16 protein-coding genes are annotated in these 18,012 nt (G+C 66.6%); 7 read left to right on the forward strand and 9 right to left on the reverse strand.

Annotated elements, in window-relative coordinates; all coding sequences use genetic code 11:
* Positions 1-2,040, reverse strand: coding sequence for a TonB-dependent receptor (locus ACI2JH_RS16010; RefSeq protein ID WP_404736681.1), 2,040 nt, complete (start codon positions 2,038-2,040; stop codon positions 1-3).
* A 137-nt stretch (positions 2,041-2,177) separates the two neighbouring features.
* Positions 2,178-2,600 (reverse strand): hypothetical protein, encoded by a 423-nt coding sequence (locus ACI2JH_RS16015; protein ID WP_404736700.1) that lies wholly within the window; start codon positions 2,598-2,600, stop codon positions 2,178-2,180.
* Positions 2,601-2,875: 275 nt separating this feature from the next.
* Between ACI2JH_RS16015 and ACI2JH_RS16020 the strand changes: the two genes are divergently transcribed.
* Together ACI2JH_RS16020 and arsC are read left to right on the forward strand one after the other, a co-directional pair.
* Complete coding sequence (locus tag ACI2JH_RS16020; protein ID WP_182657118.1) at positions 2,876-3,217, forward strand: hypothetical protein; 342 nt, start codon at positions 2,876-2,878, stop codon at positions 3,215-3,217.
* Between the two features lie 12 nt (positions 3,218-3,229).
* The gene (arsC, locus tag ACI2JH_RS16025; RefSeq protein WP_191770409.1) at positions 3,230-3,625 is read left to right on the forward strand and encodes an arsenate reductase (glutaredoxin); all 396 of its coding nucleotides are present in this window, start codon (positions 3,230-3,232) and stop codon (positions 3,623-3,625) included.
* Here the strand turns inward: arsC and ACI2JH_RS16030 are convergent, their stop codons facing one another.
* The 3 genes from ACI2JH_RS16030 to ACI2JH_RS16040 are packed head-to-tail and all read right to left on the reverse strand — an operon-like array spanning position 3,626 to position 6,511.
* Complete coding sequence (locus ACI2JH_RS16030; RefSeq protein ID WP_404736682.1) at positions 3,626-4,984, reverse strand: sensor histidine kinase; 1,359 nt, start codon at positions 4,982-4,984, stop codon at positions 3,626-3,628. It abuts the gene before it with no gap.
* The gene (locus tag ACI2JH_RS16035; RefSeq protein ID WP_182657121.1) at positions 4,971-5,684 is read right to left on the reverse strand and encodes a response regulator transcription factor; all 714 of its coding nucleotides are present in this window, start codon (positions 5,682-5,684) and stop codon (positions 4,971-4,973) included. The genes ACI2JH_RS16030 and ACI2JH_RS16035 overlap by 14 nt, the downstream gene beginning before the upstream one ends.
* A 26-nt stretch (positions 5,685-5,710) precedes the next feature.
* Complete coding sequence (locus ACI2JH_RS16040) at positions 5,711-6,511, reverse strand: MipA/OmpV family protein (RefSeq protein WP_404736683.1); 801 nt, start codon at positions 6,509-6,511, stop codon at positions 5,711-5,713.
* Between the two features lie 260 nt (positions 6,512-6,771).
* Between ACI2JH_RS16040 and ACI2JH_RS16045 the strand changes: the two genes are divergently transcribed.
* The 3 genes from ACI2JH_RS16045 to ACI2JH_RS16055 are packed head-to-tail and all read left to right on the forward strand — an operon-like array spanning position 6,772 to position 11,611.
* Positions 6,772-7,404 (forward strand): TetR/AcrR family transcriptional regulator C-terminal domain-containing protein, encoded by a 633-nt coding sequence (locus ACI2JH_RS16045; RefSeq protein WP_319277174.1) that lies wholly within the window; start codon positions 6,772-6,774, stop codon positions 7,402-7,404.
* 47 nt (positions 7,405-7,451) lie between these two features.
* A complete protein-coding gene (locus tag ACI2JH_RS16050) occupies positions 7,452-8,549 on the forward strand; it encodes an efflux RND transporter periplasmic adaptor subunit (protein WP_182657124.1) in 1,098 nt (365 codons plus the stop codon).
* Positions 8,546-11,611 carry an efflux RND transporter permease subunit gene (locus ACI2JH_RS16055; RefSeq protein WP_404736684.1) on the forward strand — a complete coding sequence of 1,022 codons (3,066 nt, stop codon included), beginning with the start codon at positions 8,546-8,548 and terminating at the stop codon, positions 11,609-11,611. The genes ACI2JH_RS16050 and ACI2JH_RS16055 overlap by 4 nt, the downstream gene beginning before the upstream one ends.
* Positions 11,612-11,667: 56 nt before the next feature.
* Here the strand turns inward: ACI2JH_RS16055 and ACI2JH_RS16060 are convergent, their stop codons facing one another.
* On the reverse strand, positions 11,668-12,726 hold the full coding sequence (locus ACI2JH_RS16060; protein WP_404736685.1) for a LacI family DNA-binding transcriptional regulator: 1,059 nt from the start codon (positions 12,724-12,726) through the stop codon (positions 11,668-11,670).
* A gap of 196 nt (positions 12,727-12,922) precedes the next feature.
* On the opposite strand from ACI2JH_RS16060, the gene ACI2JH_RS16065 reads away from it, so the two are divergent.
* Entirely contained in the window at positions 12,923-15,343 is a 2,421-nt protein-coding gene (locus ACI2JH_RS16065) for a membrane-bound PQQ-dependent dehydrogenase, glucose/quinate/shikimate family (protein WP_404736686.1), read from the forward strand.
* Positions 15,344-15,533: 190 nt separating this feature from the next.
* Here the strand turns inward: ACI2JH_RS16065 and ACI2JH_RS16070 are convergent, their stop codons facing one another.
* Entirely contained in the window at positions 15,534-16,430 is an 897-nt protein-coding gene (locus tag ACI2JH_RS16070) for an NAD(P)/FAD-dependent oxidoreductase (protein ID WP_404736687.1), read from the reverse strand.
* Positions 16,427-16,873 (reverse strand): Rrf2 family transcriptional regulator, encoded by a 447-nt coding sequence (locus ACI2JH_RS16075; protein WP_404736701.1) that lies wholly within the window; start codon positions 16,871-16,873, stop codon positions 16,427-16,429. Before ACI2JH_RS16075 ends, ACI2JH_RS16070 begins: the two co-directional genes overlap by 4 nt.
* Positions 16,874-16,928: 55 nt before the next feature.
* Here ACI2JH_RS16075 and ACI2JH_RS16080 point away from each other — a divergent pair, with 55 nt between their 5' ends.
* A complete protein-coding gene (locus ACI2JH_RS16080; protein WP_404736688.1) occupies positions 16,929-17,594 on the forward strand; it encodes a class I SAM-dependent methyltransferase in 666 nt (221 codons plus the stop codon).
* 17 nt (positions 17,595-17,611) lie between these two features.
* Here the strand turns inward: ACI2JH_RS16080 and ACI2JH_RS16085 are convergent, their stop codons facing one another.
* Entirely contained in the window at positions 17,612-18,001 is a 390-nt protein-coding gene (locus ACI2JH_RS16085) for an OsmC family protein (RefSeq protein ID WP_404736689.1), read from the reverse strand.
* Positions 18,002-18,012 lie beyond the last annotated feature (11 nt).

The following is an 18,012-nucleotide window of genomic DNA, read 5'->3' on the forward strand; positions in this document are numbered from 1 at the left end:
TCAGATATCCCGTGTCCAGCTCAGGTAGAGCGCGCGTCCATCACCGGGTGAGTAACCGGAGGAACCGCTGTCATACCAGGCATACACATAGAAACGGTCGGTCGCGTTCTTCAGTTGCAGGGCCACGCGGTTACGGTCGTCCACGTGGTAGGTCGCGCTCAGGTTCATCAGCACGTAGCCGCCATGACGGCCGAGCGTATTGCTCCGTTCCACGAAGTAATCGCCCTGGCCGTTGCCCCATGCGCTGAAGCTCCAGTCCGCACGCGGCGCGTACTCCACGCCGGCACTGGCCAGCCAGTTCGGCACGTTCTCGATCTGCCTGCCACGCGTCTGCGGCGCGCTCGGGTCGGCCACGGTGATCACCGCTTTCTGGCGCGAATACGAACCCCAGGCCCGCCACTGTTCGTTGGCCTGCCAGCTCAGCTGGGCATCCCAGCCGCGCCGCAGCGTCTGGCCGACGTTGCCGACTTCATTGGCACCGATCGCGCCGTTGACGCCCAGGATGGTGGCCACTTCATCCGATGCGCGCTGCTCCCAGTACGCCACGCGGGTCTGCAGCCCCGGCAGCGGCGTCCACTTGAGCCCGCTTTCCCAGCCTTCATTGCGCGAGGGCAGCAGGTTGTTGGCCTGGATACGGTAAGCACCGTTGCCACTGCCGATCTGGAACGTGCGGCCCCAGTTGGCATATGCCACGGTGCGGGCGCCCAGGTCGTAGGACAGGCTCAGCTTCGGCTGCTCGATGAGGCCATAGTTGTAAGCGGGTGCATGGCTGCCATCGGCGCGGTTGTGGAACCCTCCGTCGATGTGGTCCACCCGGTAGGCCGGTACGATCTTGAGCGCTTCAACCGGCTTGATCACGGCCTGCACATACGCGCCCTGCGTTTGGAGGTCGAAGCTCCAGTCACGCAGGGTGCTCTGGCGCTGGCGTGCCACGGTGCGGTAGCGGGCGGCGAGATTGTCCTGCCACTGCGCGTCAACGCCGGCATCCAGCACCAACTCCGCCAGCGAGGTAGCAGGGCGCCAGGTGGTGTTGAGGATCACGCCGCGGTGCGTCTCGTCGTTGAAGCGCTCCTGCTGTGCGCCGCCGGCGGTAAAGGTCACCCAGCGCTGGTTGCGGTAGTCATTCTGGTAGGCCTTGGCATTCCAGCTCCAGCCGTTGTCCAGCTGGCCATCGGCGTGCAGTGAGGTCTGCACGGTCCGGCGCTCACTTCGGTCATCGCGCGCGTAATCGGGGGATTGCCTTGGATTGGCCTGCACTTCGGCGTAACTCAGGTAGCCGGCTTCCAGTGCGGTGTTCTTGTAATAGCGGGTGCTCAACCCCGCACGCCACTGGCCTTCTTCGTTGGTATGGAACCACTTGCCGGCGAAGCTGCGCTGGTTGGCTTCGGCATGGTCGCGCTCACCCTCGGAGCCGCGCCAGCCGACAAAATAGTTCTGCGTCCACGCGCCCTTTTCGAATCCCTTGGCGATCTGGATATCGCGGGTGCCGAAGCTGCCGACGGTGAGGCTAGCCTGCCCGTCGTTACCACCTTGGCGGGTCAGGACGTTCACGTCGCCGGCGATGGCATGCAGGCCATAGCGGGCATCGTTGGTGCCGCGGACGATTTCCAGTGCACTGATGTCCAGCGGGAACACCGCATCCAGGTAGGGCATCCCACCAGCATTGTCATTGCTGGGAATACCGTCGATCAGCAGCTTGACCGCGTTGATGCGGCCTTCGCCGTTGAAGCCCCGGAAGGAGAAGCGGCCGGCATCGGTGCCCATCTTGAACTGGGTCACCTGCACGCCGGGGGCGTTCATCAGCAGCTCCCAGCTGTGGTCGACTTTCTGCCGCTGCAGCAGGTCACCGCCGATGACGTCCACCGAAGTGAACACCAGGCGTGCCGGCAGCTCCCGCGGCGCCGTCGCGCGGGCTTGGACGGTGCCCAACGTCAGTGCGGTTCCATCCTGCGCGACTGCCACCGAAGGTAGGGCGGCCGTGCACGTCAGTGCCGCCAGGATCGCCGTTGGCAGCGGGTGCTTTGGTTGAAATTTTTTCATAGTCCACAACATCGAAATGCCGCGACCGGGGGCGGTCGGGACAGGCAGAAGATCCGGTGCGTCAGCCCGGTGGAAGGGAAGTCGGGGGTTCAGTCATGCCTCGACGTGCAGCATGCAGCCGCAGGCCGGGGACTGAATCAGCAGGCGATGGCGGGCGGACCGCGGGCGCCCAGCGTGCCCAGCGCAGGAGCGGTCCGCCTCGGGTGACGTGCCGCGATCGTGCCGAAGGCTGCGGGCCAGACGGTGAGCAACAGCAGCAGCGCGACCAGCAGGCTGATCATCCGCGCAGCAATCAGGCAGTAGTCGCACTCCACGCCCATCTCATGCTTGGCGTGGGGATCGGCGGAGGCGGGCGCTACGGACTCGCTCGAAGCGGCGTGGGACGGCGACTGCGCTGCCGTCATGTCGTGATGCATGGCGTGCTGCATGCCATGGTGCATATCGTGTGCGCTGCCCATGTGCGGGTTCGCGGCAGCTTCCACCGGCGCCAGGGCAGCCGTTGGCGCGGGATGCTCCGCCAGCGAACGGCTGATCAGCGGCGCCACCATCACCAGGGCCATGGCCAGGCATGCCCAGGCGTGGAGCCAGCGGTGGAAGAGGGGCGAGCGCACGACTTGGATTCTAGGGGAAGCCAGCGGGATCAGCGCGTGAGAGGGCCGTTTACCTGCCTGCTGCGACGCTTTGTCACACCCGGGCCCGGGGTCACCAGCGCAGGGATGCTGCCAATTACGCCTCGGTTGAATATAGTGAGCCCGGGCGCGCCCTGTGCAGGGGGATGGATCGCAGGGCCCGCATTGAAACCCGTGGTTGGAACCGCTGACAGAAAGGACGCTTCGTGAGCCCGGAAACCATCCTTGCAGGCGTCGCTGCCGCAGTCGTCATTCTGGGGCTGTTGGGATCATTCTGGCCCAAGCGCAAGCCACCGCACATGGTGTTCAAATGTGGACGTTGCAACACCGCCAGCCGACACAGCAATCGCACCATCGAAGCATGGCGTCGTGGGAAAACACGGTTCTTCTGCCCGCCCTGTCACCTGAAGTGGCTGCAATCCCAGCCCCGACGTGAGCACGATACGTATGCCGGCCAGGGACGTGGCGGTGGTTCGGGGTGCCTGGGCGTATTTGTGATTCTGGGTTTTCTGCCCGCCGGTGGCATGCTGGCGTGGGTCTTCGTCTGAACAGGAAAACGCATGAACGCGGTGATTTATCACAACCCCCGCTGCGGAACCTCGCGCAATACGCTTGCGCTGATCCGTCATGCAGGCATTGAGCCTGAGGTGATCGAGTATCTCGCCGATCCGCCGGACAGGAGCCGGCTGGTTGACCTGATCACGGCTGCTGGCCTTGGCGTGCGCGATGCCATCCGGCAGAAAGGTACGCCTTACCTGGAGCTCGGTCTGGACGACGCCACCCTCAGTGATGACGACTTGCTGGATGCGATGCTGGCCAATCCGATCCTGATCAACCGCCCCTTCGTGCAGACTGACATGGGAACGCGATTGTGCCGGCCTTCGGACGTGGTGTTGCAGATCCTGCCGCCGATCACCAGGCCATTCACCAAGGAAGATGGCGAAGTGGTCGGCTGATCATTCCACTCCGCCGTTGGTTTCCACCACGAAACACGCGCCGGATGAGCCACTGACGGGCTCAAGCCTGATCGCCCACCCATGCGACAGGCAGATTTCCAGGCAGATGGACAGGCCCAGTCCGGCACCGCGGCCGTCCCGGGCAGTGCCGCGCCAGAAGCGTTTGAACAGGTGTGGACGGTCCGCCTCAGCGATGCCGCATCCCTGGTCGCGCACGCTGAAGCCATCCGGCTGAAGTGCGATGGTGATCGTGCTGCCCGCCGGGGAATGGTGCAGCGCGTTCTCCAGCAGGTTCTTGACCAGCACGAACACCGCCGACGCATCGGCTTCCACGGCAGTCGAGGGCACGCTGGCCGGCAGCACCGCCACATGCACCGCGTGCTGCGCGGACAGCCGTGACAGATAGTCCACGGTATCGCTGACTACCGCGCGCAGGTGGATTGGCGTGAACGTGTAGTTATGCCCCTCGCTGACTTCGGCCAGGTGCAGCAGCTGGTGCACCTGGCGCGCCATCTGTTCGGTGTCACGCAGCAGCAGCGGTGCGTTGGGGGCGCCGCTGAGTTCGATCTCGGCCTGCAGCAGTGCGAGGGGGGTTTTCAGTTCGTGGGCGGCGGCGGCAAGGAAGTCCTGCTGCACGCGGAAGCCCTGTTGCAGGCGTTCCAACGCGGCGTTGAACGCATCGATCAACGGCACCACTTCGGAGGGCAGCCCGTCGCTGCGCAGGCGTGCGTCCAGGTTGCGTGGACCGACCCGCGCCGCCACGCGGGAGGCCTGCCGCAGCGGCCGCAGCATGCGGTTGACGGTGAGGGTGATCACCAGCGCGAAGGTCAGCAGGGCGAGGATGACCACCGCCGCGCCGGCACGCAGGTACAGCTTGTCTGCATGGTTTTTCAGGGTGATCACCAGCCGGTCGCTGCGTGCGATGTTTGCCACGTAGGAGGTTCCGGCATGATCGATCCGGGCGTGGATCACCTGCAGCGCGATGTCTCCCCCGGGGTTGGGGACGGTCATCCGCGTTGCGCCGGCAGCAACGCGCTTCAATGCGTCCAGCGCGGGACTGGGGCGGCTGCTGGCGACCGTGCGGCCTTGCGCGTCGGTGATCCAGTAGGCCGCATCACGGGGCATGGCGTCGTATACGTTGCCGGCCTGTGGCGGCAGCACCACGTGCAGCCTGCCAGCGACATCCGGCCGAAGGCCTGCCTGCACCTCATCGACCTCTTCCAGCAGTTCCTCGCGCACGGCGTCTTCCGGCGTGCTCATCCTTACCCAGGCGGTGACCGCAACCGCGGCGGCCGCTGCGGCCAGCAGCGCCAACAGCGTGGCCAGCATCAGGCGTGCACTGAGGCTACGCGGAAGCATCGGCTATCCGCAGCGCAAAGCCTAGGTTGCGCACGTTCACCACCGACAGGCCCGATTCAATGGCCGCCAGCTTGCGGCGCAGCCGGTGCAGCGCCACGTCCAGCGCATTCGGGGTCACCGCTTCACCAACACCCCACGCGGCCGCTTCCAACGTGCTGCGGCGGACCACCTGGCCAGCGGCGTGCACCAGCGAGAGGATGATCTGCAGCTCCGCCGGGGCCAGGCTGATCTGCTCGTCGCCGCAGCGCATGCAGCCTTCCGCAGCCTTCACGTACAGGCCCTGGTGGGACACATCCAGCTCGCGCAGTTCCGATGGACGTCGCATCAGCGCACGCACGCGTGCGGTCAGCTCCTCAATGGCGAAGGGCTTGGGAAGATAATCATCGGCCCCGGCATCGAGTCCATCGACGCGATCGTGCAGGCCATCGCGGGCCGTCAGCATGAGGCAGGGAATTCGGTTGCCGGCCGCACGCATCCGGCGTACGAGGTCCAGGCCATCGCCATCCGGCAGGCCGCGGTCGATCACCGCCGCCGCATAACCGTGCCGCGCAAGCGCATGCCAGGCTGTTTCCACCCCCGGGTAGACATCCACCGCAATGCCCGCCGCGCCCAGCCCGCGCTCTACCAGGCTGGCCAGGCGGGGATGGTCTTCGATCAGGGCGATGCGGTTGGGCAGGGCAGCGAGCGGGGGCGGTGGCATGCAGGACGATACCGGGGGGCGGGAGGTCAGAAACTGCGGGTGATGCCGATCCGCAGGCCAGCCGAGCCATCCGTATCGGGCTCGCTCATCGGGCTGTCGGTGATTTCATTCGGCAGGAATCTGTAGTCGACCCCGCCCATCAGGCGCCACTTGTCGCCCAGCGGACGCGAGAAGCCGACGCTGATCTGCGGTACCACCGCCGATCCCGGCTGGTAGCGTGCCACACCGCGTGCGACTTCTTCATCCAGCGTGCCATGGTAATACTTGACCACGTCGCCGGACATCCAGCGCACCCCGACCCCCGGAACGAGGGTGGTACGTCCCCAGGTGAGGGCGTACGCATAATCGGCGGCGATGTCGTAGCCGCCGCTGGTATCGGTGACATCGGCCACTGCGCTCAGCTTGAACTCGCCGGCACGGCTGCTCCAACTGGCCGCCAGGCCCGCATCGAGGCCGTCGTCGCGGTCCTCAAGCAGGGTCCGATCGACCCCGTTGTCGGCCAGCTCGCGGCGCCCCAGATCCTTGATGTCGACGCCGTCGAAGCGGCCGGCCAGCACGGCATCCAGGGTGAACGATTCGCCCTTGAACAGGTGCACGCCGCCGCTCACGCCGCGCCAGAAGATCCGCTCGCCTTCGAAGGTCACCAGCGGCAGCGGACGCACGCGGGTGCCTTCGCCGGCATACGGGCTCTGCCTGGCCGCGGCGGCCACGCCGATCGACCAGCGGTCGTTCTCCGCCTTGGCCAGCAGATCGCCGGTGCTGGAGGTGTTCTGCGCGAGGGCCGCGGCCGGCAGCAGGAAGGGAACGGACACTACGTACTTGAGCATCGGAAGGACTTCGCGGGGGAGAGTGCGCCGAGTCTTGCCGGGGCTGACTTACAGGCGACTTACCGAGGGTGTCCAAGTGGCGGATGGTTCAGGCAGCGGCAAAGGCGTGACGACCAACGGTCGTCACCCACCGAAGCAGGTCGTCACCCCACCGAAACGGGTCGTCACCCACCACGGCGGGGCGTCACCCCACCGGGCGCTTGCGGCGGCCAACCTAACACTGTTAGATTCGCCCCCTAACAACGTTAGGTAGAAACTTCGTGCGCCAACCGATTGCCCGCGAACAGATCGTCGGGGCGGCCTTCCGGATACTCGACGAGGCCGGCCTGGAGGGCCTCACCCTGCGCAAGGTGGCCTGCTCGCTGGGCATCCGTGCGCCGTCGCTGTACTGGCACTTCAAGAGCAAGCAGGCGCTGATCGACGCCATGGCCGACGCGATGATCGCCGACGTGGCGCAGGCCATCCCCGATGGCCAGTCCTGGCGCCAGACCCTGCTGCAGATCGCACGCGAGTTCCGCGTCGCGTTCAAGGCGCGGCGTGACGGCGCACGGGTGTATGCCGGGACCTTCCTGGCCACCGAGAACGTGCTGCGGGTGGGCGAGGCCAGCATCGCCGCACTGGTTGGCGCCGGGGCATCGGCCTGCTTCGCCGCCACCACGGCGATGGACCTTGTGTACTACACGATGGGGTATGTCATCGAAGAACAGTCCTGGCCCGGCGATGGCAGCATGGAAGCGCTGGGCGAGGCGTTCATGGCGCTGGCCGAGCAGCGTTTCCCGCATTGCTGGGAAGCGCGCGAGGTCTGGCGCGAAGTCGATTTCGATACCCGTTTTGAACAGGGCCTGGCGCTGATGCTGGACGGCATCGAACTGCGGCTTGGCCGCACCCCCTGACGCCCGGATTCCTTTTGAACCTGATGCCTCCATACGGAAAGCCACTCATGCGTGCACCCTTTTTGATCCTGCTGGTTTTCCTGCTCGCCGGCTGCGGTGGCAAGGACGAAGCGGCCGATGAAACCGCAGCCGACAGCTCGGCGCTTCCGGTATCGCTGGCGCCCGCGCAGCAGCAGGCGATGGCGCGCACGGTGCTGGTGTCCGGGCCGGTCACTGCCTACGAGGAAATGCAGCTGGGCGTGGAAATCAGCGGCCAGCGGGTCACCGCGCTGCCGGTGGACGTGGGCCAGTGGGTGAAGAAAGGCCAGGTGCTGCTGCAGCTGGACCATCGCACGCTGGACAGCGAACTGGCGCAGGCCGATGCCTCGCTGCGCCAGGCGCAGGCTTCGCAGGAACTGGCACGGATGAACTACGAGCGCAGCGCCAAGCTGGCCGCCCAGCAGTTGATCAGCGCCAGCAGCCTGGACGAGCTGCGCGCCAACCGCATCAATGCCGAAGCGCAGACCGCCACCGCCCGTGCCGCGCGCGATGCGGCCAAGCTGCGGCGTGACTTCGCCGACCTGCGCGCGCCGGCCGATGGCTTGATCTCCAAGCGGCTGGTACAGCCCGGCCAGGTGGTGTCGGCCGGCACCGAGCTGCTGCGCCTGATCCGCGATGGTCGCCTGGAATGGCGCGCCGAACTGCCGGAAAACCAGCTGGCCGACGTCGCCGTAGGCAACACCATCGAACTGCGTTACGCAGGCCAGGTGGTCACCGGCAGCATCCGCGCGGTCACCCCCGGCGTGGACGCGCAGACCCGCACCGGCACCCTGTACGCGGACCTGCCCACGCCCGGGCCGCTCAAGCCCGGCGTCTACGTGGAAGGCCGCATCGTCACCGGTGACGGGCAGGCGCTGACCATCCCGACCGCGGCGATCGTGCAGCGCGACGGCCACAATTACGTGTTCACCGTCACCGACAAGCAGCAGGCCAGCCGCCACCGCGTCAGCACCGGGCAGGCCGTGCAGGGCCGCACCGCCATCCTGGAAGGCCTGAAGGCCGGCGACCAGGTGGTAGTGGACGGCGCGGGCTTCCTGGGTGAGGGCGACCGCGTGCGCGTGGTCACCACGCCGAAGGCCAGCGATGCGAAGGCGGCTGCGCAATGAATTTTTCCGCCTGGGCGATCAAGCGCCCGCTCCCCGCGCTGCTGATCTTCTTCGTGCTGTGCGTGGCCGGACTCTGGGGCTTCTACCAGTTGCCGGTAGCGCGTTTCCCGGACATCGCCTTCCCGATGACCACCGTGACGGTGACCCAGCCCGGCGCCTCGCCGAGCCAGCTGGAAGCAGAGGTCACGCGCAAGGTCGAAGACTCCGTCGCCACCGTCAACAACGTCAAGCGCGTGATGTCCTCGGTGAGCGAGGGCGTCAGCACCACCACCATCGAGTTCCAGCTGGAAGCGGACCTCGCCACGGCGCTGGATGACACCCGCGATGCGGTCACGCGCATCCGCACCGACCTGCCGCAGGACATCCAGGAACCGGTCATTTCCAAAGTCGATATCGGCGGCTCGCTGATGACCTACGCGCTGGTCGCGCCGCACATGAGCAGCGACGAAGCCAGCTGGTTCGTCGACCGCGATATCGCGCGCGCCATGTACGGCGTACCCGGCGTGGCCCAGGTCACCCGGGTGGGCGGTGTGGAGCGCCAGGTACGCGTTGACCTGGACCCCAACGCGCTGATCGCCATGGGCATCACCGCCGGCGATGTCTCCCAGCAGCTGGCGCGCATCCAGGTGGAGCGCGCGGGCGGCAAGGCCGAGATAGAGGGCGCCCAGCAGACCATCCGCACGCTGGGCACGGTAGGCGATGCGCAGGCGCTGCGTGACTATTCCATCGCGCTGCCGGATGGCCGCGCGGTGCGTCTTTCCACGCTGGCCACGGTGACCGACGCGGCCGCCGACCCGACCGAAGCGGCGCTGCTTGATGGCAAGCAGGTCGTGGCGTTTTCCATGTCGCGTACGCGCGGCTCCAGCGAGGTCAAGGTGGAAGCCGGCGTGCATGCCGCGCTGGACAAGATCAAGGCGGACCATCCCGGCATTGATTTCCGGCTGGTCACCACCGCCATCGACGAAACCCACCGCTCCTACGATTCGTCGATGACGATGCTGTGGGAGGGCGCGCTGCTGGCCCTGCTGGTGGTGTGGTTGTTCCTGCGCGACTGGCGTGCCACCTGGGTGGCCGCGCTGGCGTTGCCGTTGTCGATCATTCCCACGTTCGCGGTGATGTACTTCTTCGGCTTCACGCTGAACATCATCACCCTGCTGGCGTTGTCGGTGGTGGTCGGCATCCTGGTCGACGATGCCATCGTGGAAATCGAGAACATCGTGCGCCACCTGCGCATGGGCAAGCCGCCACTGGAAGCTGCGCGCGAAGCCGCCGGCGAGATCGGCAATGCGGTCATCGCCACCTCGCTGACGCTGGCCGCGGTATTCGTGCCGGTGGCCTTCATGCCCGGCATCGCCGGCAAGTTCTTCCGTGAGTTCGGCTGGACAGCCGCAACCGCAGTGCTGTTCTCGCTGCTGGTGGCGCGCCTGCTCACCCCGATGATGGCTGCCTACCTGCTCAAGCCACACGGCGAAGAGAAGCCGGATTCGCGCCTGATGGCCTGGTACCTGGGCTGGGTGGATGCAGCGCTGCGCCACCGTGCCCGCACGCTGTGGCTGGCCACCGGCCTGTTCGTGGCCTCGCTGGGGCTGGTGCCGTTCATCCCGGCCACCTTCATCCCGCAGTCCGACCTGGGCCGCAGCAACCTCAACCTGGAACTGCCGCCCGGCACGCGCCTGCAGGACACCGTGGCGGTGGCCGAACGTGCCCGCGCGCTGCTCACCGACATGCCGGAACTGAAGCAGGTCTACACCGCCGTGGGCAGCGTGCTGGACCTCGGCGACCCCGGCGCCACCGGCGTGGGCGAGCCGCGCAAGGCGACGCTGGTGCTGGACTGGGGATCGGCCGATGACCGTGACCGCGACCAGCGCGCACTCGAACGCGAGGCCCGGCACAAGCTGGCCAACCTGCCCGGCGTGCGCGTGAGCTACGTGAGTTCCGAACCGGGCAACCTGCTGCAACTCGTGCTGTCCGGTGATGATCCGCAGCGCCTGCAGGAGGCCTCCACCGCGCTGGAGCGCGACCTGCGCGGCATCCAGGGGCTGGGCAGCGTGAGCTCCACCGCCTCGCTGCTGCGGCCGGAAGTGCAGATCGTCCCGGACTCGGCGCGCGCCGCCGATCTGGGCGTGGCAACGGCCGACATCGCCGAAGCTGCGCGCATCGCCACCGCAGGCGACTACGAACAGCGCCTGGCCAAGCTCAACCTGCCGGACCGCCAGGTGCCGATCCGTGTGGGCTTCGCCGAAGCGACGCTGGCCAACCCCGCGTTGATCAGCCAGTTGCGCGTACCGGGGCGCGATGGTCCGGTGCCGCTGGCGGCCGTGGCCGATATCCAGCAGGGCAGTGGCCCGTCGCAGATCTCGCGCTACCAGCGCCAGCGCAACGTCACCCTCACCGCCGAACTCAACGGCCGTCCGCTGGGCGAGGTGATGGCCGAAGTGCAGGCATTGCCTGGGGTGAAGCAGTTGCCGCCGGGCGTGAGCTTCCTCAACACCGGCGATGCCGAAGTGTTCGTGGAGCTTTTCATCGGCTTCATGCTGGCCATGGCGGCCGGTCTGGTCTGCATCTACATGGTGCTGTTGCTGCTGTTCAACCATGCGCTGATGCCGGTCACCATCCTGGCGGCGGTGCCGCTGTGCGCCGGTGGTGCGTTCGGTGCGCTGCTGATCACCCAGAACATGCTGTCGCTGCCGGCGTTGATCGGCCTGCTGATGCTGATCGGCATCGCCACCAAGAACTCGATTCTGCTGGTGGACTACGCGGTGATCGCCGAGGACGAGCACGGCATGAGCCAGCACGATGCACTGGTGGATGCCTGCCGCAAGCGTGCACAGCCGATCATCATGACCACCCTTGCGATGGGCGCGGGCATGATGCCGATCGCGCTGGGTTTTGCGGGTGACTCCAGCTTCCGCGCGCCGATGGCGATCGCGGTGATCGGTGGGTTGATCACCTCCACGCTGCTCAGCCTGATCGTGATCCCGGCCGCGTTCACGGTGGTGGATGATCTGGGGGAGTGGATGTCACGCAGGTTCAGGCGGAAGTCTTCGCATCCTGCCACCTAGCCCGGTAGCGCCGACCATGGTCGGCGGCATCCATCGCCACCCGGCCGCGTGAACCGTCACTGCGCTGCCGGCGCCTTGCTCTGCATCTGTTGCGGTGTCTGCAGCAGCGTCCGGGTAGTCGCACGCAGCACCAGCGTGGACGGTACGCTTACGCTGCTGGCAGGCGGGTCATTGCCCAGCATTTCCACGCACTGGCGGCCGAGCAGGGTCATGTCCTGGGCAAATGTGGTGAGGCGGTTCTGCTGCCATGCCGCCATGGGAATGTCATCGCAGCCAATGACCTGGATGTCCTCGGGCACGCGCAACCCGGGCACGGTCCTGATGGCGTCCAGTGCGCCGATGGCCACCAGGTCGTTCACACAGAACAGCCCGTCGGGCCGCGCCCCGGATGTCAGCAGCTGCCTCATTGCGGCGTAACCTTCCTCATAGGTGAATCCGGCCACGGCGCGCTGCGGTGTGGGCAGTCCGCGGGCGACAACGCGCTTGCTGAAGCCGCTTTCGCGTTCGCGCTGTGATGGGTTATCGCGCCCGGCCAGATACGCCAGCTGCGTGCAGCCTCTGTCCACCAGCGCGTCCGCAGCATCCCGGCCGATGGTCCGGTTCGACGTGGATACCACCCGTAGCGTGCCGAACGGCCGGGAGTTCACCGCCACTACCGGAATGCCGAGCTGATCGAGCCGGGCGGCGACCTTGGCCGAACCCACCGCCAGTACGCTGATGGCGCCATCGATCCGGTAGCGCGACAGGTCATCGACGCGATCCCCCAGGTTCTCGTCGCTGCCGGCATCGACCAGTACCGCTTCCAGCCGACGTTCCTTCAGGGCGGCGGTGATGCCGTGGAGGATCCCTGCGTACACCGGATTGTAGAAGCCGCCCATGACCACCGCGACCAGGCCTGAGCGGCCTGTCTGCAGGATCGCCGGCAACGCGTTGGGCCGGTACTTGAGCTGGTCCGCGGCGGCCAGGACTTTCTCCCGCACCGCCAGGGACACGGACGCCCCGGGCGTGAAGACCCGGGAGACCGTGGACTGGGAAACGCCGGCCAACCGTGCCACGGACCAGGAAGAGACCTGCGGTCGCCGTTTTCCGTTCGATGTCGAGCCTGCAGGACACATGGATGCACCGTTTGATGATTTGGTTTTCACTTTCGCGGGCGTAGTCTTGCATAGCTATGCAAAGAACGTTTCATCCCCCGAAGCGGCCCGCTGCGCCCAATGCGACGCCCGGCCTGCTTACCCGGTCTCCCCCGGGGACCCGCCTGCACCGGTATCCAGGCGCCAGGCACGCGTCCCCCTCTCTCCCGGAACTGAAATGAACTCCTCGGAAAAACCCCTCGTTCGCGCAGGTCGGTGGCTGTTGTCACTGGTCCTGGCCGTGTTCGGCCTGTGCATGGTCGGCGGCGGCATCTGGCTCATCGCGTTGGGCGGCAACTGGTACTACGCCATCGCCGGGCTGCTCAGCCTTGGCAGTGCCGTGGGACTGGCGCGGCGACGGCCATCTGCCTCGCTCTGGTTCGGCGCCTTGTTCCTGCTCACACTGGCGTGGACCGTCTGGGAGGCCGGTTCACGCTACTGGGCCTGGGTGCCGCGCTTTGCGCTGGTGCTGGTGCTTGCCATCGGCTTCTCGCTGCTGCTGCCTACGCTGCATGCCCGCATGACCCGGCGCAGGGCGGGGGCGGTCACCGGTGTGCTGGTCGCCGCGTTCCTGGTCGCAACCGGGCTGGCCTTCGTACCGCAGGGTGTGACCGAAGCAGAGAATGTACCCGCCGTTGCAGGCAATGCCTTCGAGGCCGCCACCGGGGCCGGCACGGACAGCGCTTTGCCGTCCGCCGATTGGCCCGCCTACGGCGGCAACCAGGCCGCCATGCGCTATTCGCTGGCCAGCCAGATCACACCTGCAAACGTGAAGAATCTCGCGGTGGCATGGACCGCGGAAGTCGGCGAGGTGCCGAGTGATTCGCGCTGGGGCGTGCAGAACACGCCGCTGAAAATCGGCGATTCTCTGTATGTGTGCGGCTACCTCAATACGGTGAACGCACTGGATGCTGCCACGGGCAAAGCGAAATGGACCTTCGACCCCGGCGTGACGTCCAAGGCAGTGCCCTACACCCCGGCCTGTCGTTCGCTGGCTTACTTCGCCGAACCGGCCACCGACACCGTGACTGCGGGTGCAACCTGCGCAACCCGCATCATCGTCGGCACGCTGGATGCGCGCATCATCGAACTCGACGCGCGTGACGGCAAGCGCTGCGATTCCTTCGGCAGCAACGGCGAAGTGAAGCTCACCGAAGGCATGGGCGAGGTGTACCAGGGTTACGTGGCCATTACCTCGGCGCCTGCGGTGGTGCGCGATACGCTGATCGTCGGGCACACCACCATCGATGGGCAGCGCGCTTATGGTCCTTCCGGCGTCACCAAGGCCTACGATGTGCGCACCGGCAAGCTGAAGTGGGCATGGGATGCGGCAACCCCGATGGATACCGCGCCGCGCGTCGGCGAGGACGTGTACAAGCGCGGCTCGCCGGACGTGTGGACCTCCTTCACCGGCGACAACAAGCTGGGTCTTGTGTACCTGCCGGTCGCCAATGCATCGGGCGACTATTATTCCTCCGAGCGCACCCCGGAAGAACTGAAATACTCGCCCTCGTTGACCGCGCTCGACGTGGAAACCGGGCAGCCGCGCTGGACCTTCCAGAACACCCACGCCGATGTGTGGGACAACGATCCGGGTTCACCGCCGACCCTGTTCGACTATCCGCAGGCAGACGGCACGCGCATCCCGGCGGTGATCTTCCCGACCAAAAGTGGCGACGTCTACGTGCTGAACCGCGAGACCGGCAAGCCGCTGTTCCCGGTGGAAGAGCGACCGGTGCCGCAGGGTGGCTTCGAGCCGGCCGCGCGTTCAAAGACGCAACCGTTCTCGTTGTTCAACAGCTTGGCCAAGGGAGACATGACGCCGGAGAAGACCTGGGGCCTGACCCCGCTGGACCAGCTGGCCTGCCGCATCCAATACCACCAGGCGGATTATCGCGGGCAGTACACACCGCCCAGCGTGGACAAGCCGATCATCAACTATCCCGGCTACAACGGCGGCTCGGACTGGGGTGGCGTGGCGCTTGATCCGGCACGCGGCCTGATCATCGCCAATTACAACGACATGCCCAACTACACCCGGCTGGTCAGCCGTGCAGAGGCGGACAAGCTGGGGTGGAAGGCTCCGCAGATCATCAACGATCCCGGCTACAAGGCGCATGGCGAAGGCGCAGGCGATCCGCAGGAAGGCCTTCCGGTTGCCGTGGACGTCAATGCGGGTTGGCAGATGAAGTTCACCGGCATGCTGTGCAAGGAGCCGCCTTACGGCGGTATCCGCGCGATCGATGTGCGCGACGGTCGTACCGTGTGGGATCGACCGTTGGGTACGGCCCGCAAGAACGGTCCCTTCGGCCTGCCCACGGGGCTGCCCATCGTCATCGGCACGCCGAACAACGGCGGCTCGGTGGTCACCAGGTCCGGCCTGGTCTTCATTGCGGCGGCAACCGATGACCTGATCCGTGCCATCGACATCACCACCGGCAAAACCGTCTGGTCTGCTCCGCTCCCGGCCGGTGGCCAGGCGATGCCGATGGTCTACGAGGCAGGGGGCAGGGAATACGTGGTGATCACGGCAACCGGCCACCACTTCATGCATACCCCACGCGGCAACTTCGTGGTGGCCTACGCATTGCCGCAGTAACAGGGCGTAGGCATGACAGCGGGGCGGCGCCCGATCCTCCTTTCCTGATGGGAAAGGAGCTTCGGCGCCGCGCAGCGGGGCGGACGGCGCGGATTCGGCACGGCGGTCCTTCAACGCCGGTGTTTGCGGCAGTGGACGAGCCGCAACGAATGATGGTTTTTTTATGCCGGTCCACTTAGGAGTCCAAACATCACCCCGCCGTAGGCCACACCAGCGTCCGATGGATCTGCGCCCCCGCCCACGCGCCATCCGCCACGGCCAGTGAAACCGAGTGCGGCATGCGCGCAACGTCGCCGCAGGCAAACACACCTTCAACGCTGGTCTCCTTGGCATCACTGGTCTGCAGCTGGGTACCCATCGGTGTCTCCATCAGCGCACAGCCCAGCGTCTGCGCGATCGGCGTGGAAGGCGCGTTGAGCGGGGCGGTGAACAGCCCCGCAAAAGACAGCCGTCGCGCGTCCGCCAGCACCACATCGGCGTGTCCTTCGATACGCGCGATGTGCGTTTCTTCGATGCGCACTCCACGCGCAACAAGTTCCTCGCGCGCCGCCGCATCCAGTTCGATGGCCTCGTTGAGCAGGAACGTAACGGTGCCCCATTCGGGCAGCAACTGCGCCTGGTGGATCGACATCGGCACCGCGGCAATCACCCCGATCTCGCCCTGATCCAGCTCATAGCCATGGCAGTAGGGGCAGTGGAATACGCTCTTTCCCCAGCGCTCGCGGATGCCGTCGATGGAGGGCAGTTCGTCCGATACGCCGGTAGCCAGCAGCAGACGACGGGCGCTGAAGGTGCCGGATGCTGCGGTGGCCACGCTGAAGGCGTCGCGCGTTCCCGATGCATCCAAGGCTACGTCTTCCACCCAGGTGAGGGTGGGGTAGGCCTGCAGTTGCTGGCGTGCGATGCGGGCGATCTCGGCCGGGTCGGCGCCATCCTGGCTGAGGAAGCCGTGCGAATCGGCGGCCGCCTGGTTGCGTCGCTTGCCTGCGTCGATGATCAGCACGCGCCGCCTGGCACGTACCAGCTGCAGGGCCGCAGCCATGCCGGCGTAGCTGCCGCCGATGATGATGACGTCCTGGGTGTTCATGGATGCTTGCTCCGCAGATGGTGGGCGTGACGGCGTTTGAAGTCGGCGGCGAGATCGGCCAGTGACACCGCCGCAAAACGCTCCAGCAGCAGCGCTTCTGCCTGGACGAAGGCATCGTCCAGGGCGGCGTTGACGGCCTGTTCGACCAGGCACTCGGGGTTTTCGTGTCGGTTGCCAACGGCGAACAAGGCCGGCTCGCCCAGCGCGTCGTGCAGTTGGCGCAGGCTCACTTTGCTCAGGTCCGCCTTGATGCGCCAGCCGCCGGCGTGGCCGCGCACGGCGGCGACCAGCCCGGCTTCGCGCAGCAGGCCCATGGTGCGGCGGACCACCACCGGATGGGTGCCCAGGCAGGTCGCCAGCGCGTCGGAGGTCATCGGTCCAGGTTGCTCGGCCATGTGCAGCAGGGCATGCAGGACGGCGGAAAGTCGGCTGTCGCGTTTCATGTAACTAATGATGTTACCTTTAGCGCCACAGGTCAAATCGACGAGGCAGGCGCGCATGTTTTCCGATCCCCACGCCATTGCAGGCTATGCAGAAGGTGCGATGCAGAAGGTACCGGGCCTGCTGGACATGCACCGCATGGCGCGCCTGTTGCTGGAAGAACGCGTGCCGGCAGACGGCACGGTGCTGGTGCTCGGCGCGGGCGGTGGGATGGAGTTGCGCGCCTTCAACGAGGCACAGCCCGGGTGGCATTTCCGCGCTGTCGATCCGTCTGCACCGATGCTGGACATGGCGCGCCAGAGGCTGGGGCCGTTGGCATCGCGCGTGGCGTTCACCGAGGGCTACATCGACGACGCGCCCGAAGAAGTATGCGACGGCGCGGCCTGCCTGTTGACCCTGCATTTCCTGCCGGCCGAGCAGCGACTGCACACGCTGAAAGCAATGCGGCGCCGGCTGAAACCAGGCGCGACGCTGGTGGTGGCACATCACAGCTATCCGCAGGATGACGCGCAGAAGGGCCGCTGGCTGCAGCGCTTTGCCGCATTCTCGGCCTCATCGGGGATCGCGCTGGACGTGGCGCACACCGTGGACAGCATGGCCCGACTGCTGCCCGCGCTGTCACCGGAGCAGGACGTGGCGCTGCTGCACGAGGCTGGCTTCGGCACGGTGGAGCTGTTCTACGCCGCCTTCAGTTTCAGGGGCTGGGTGGCCTACGCCGGGTAATCCGCGCGCGCTGCCGGTCAGCCGCGTTCGCTGGTGATGGTGGCGCCTTCGCGCATCACCAGCGTCACCGGGGTGCGCTCCACCACGTCCAGCAGGCGCGCCCACTGGGCGTCGGTCACGCTGGCAGATGCGCGCAGCGTGCGATGCACCAGCAGCTTGCCTGCCGCGTCCCGCGTGGAGCTCAGCTCGGCATTGAATTCGCCCAGCTCCCAGCCCTTCTTCTCGGCATACATGCGCAGGGTAATGGCGGTGCACGCGGCCAACGCGGAGAGGTACAGGTCGAACGGGGCCATGCCCTGATCCTGGCCTCCCAGTGCCGCGGGCTCATCGGCAAGCAGCGTGTGCCGGCCGCTGCTGATGCGGTGGGCGAAGTTGCTGCCGGTTGAGGTGACGTGGACGTGGGCCATGCGGGTGCTCT

Origin of the sequence: Stenotrophomonas sp. NPDC078853 (assembly GCF_044901215.1) — a bacterium.
Lineage (GTDB): Bacteria > Pseudomonadota > Gammaproteobacteria > Xanthomonadales > Xanthomonadaceae > Stenotrophomonas > Stenotrophomonas lacuserhaii.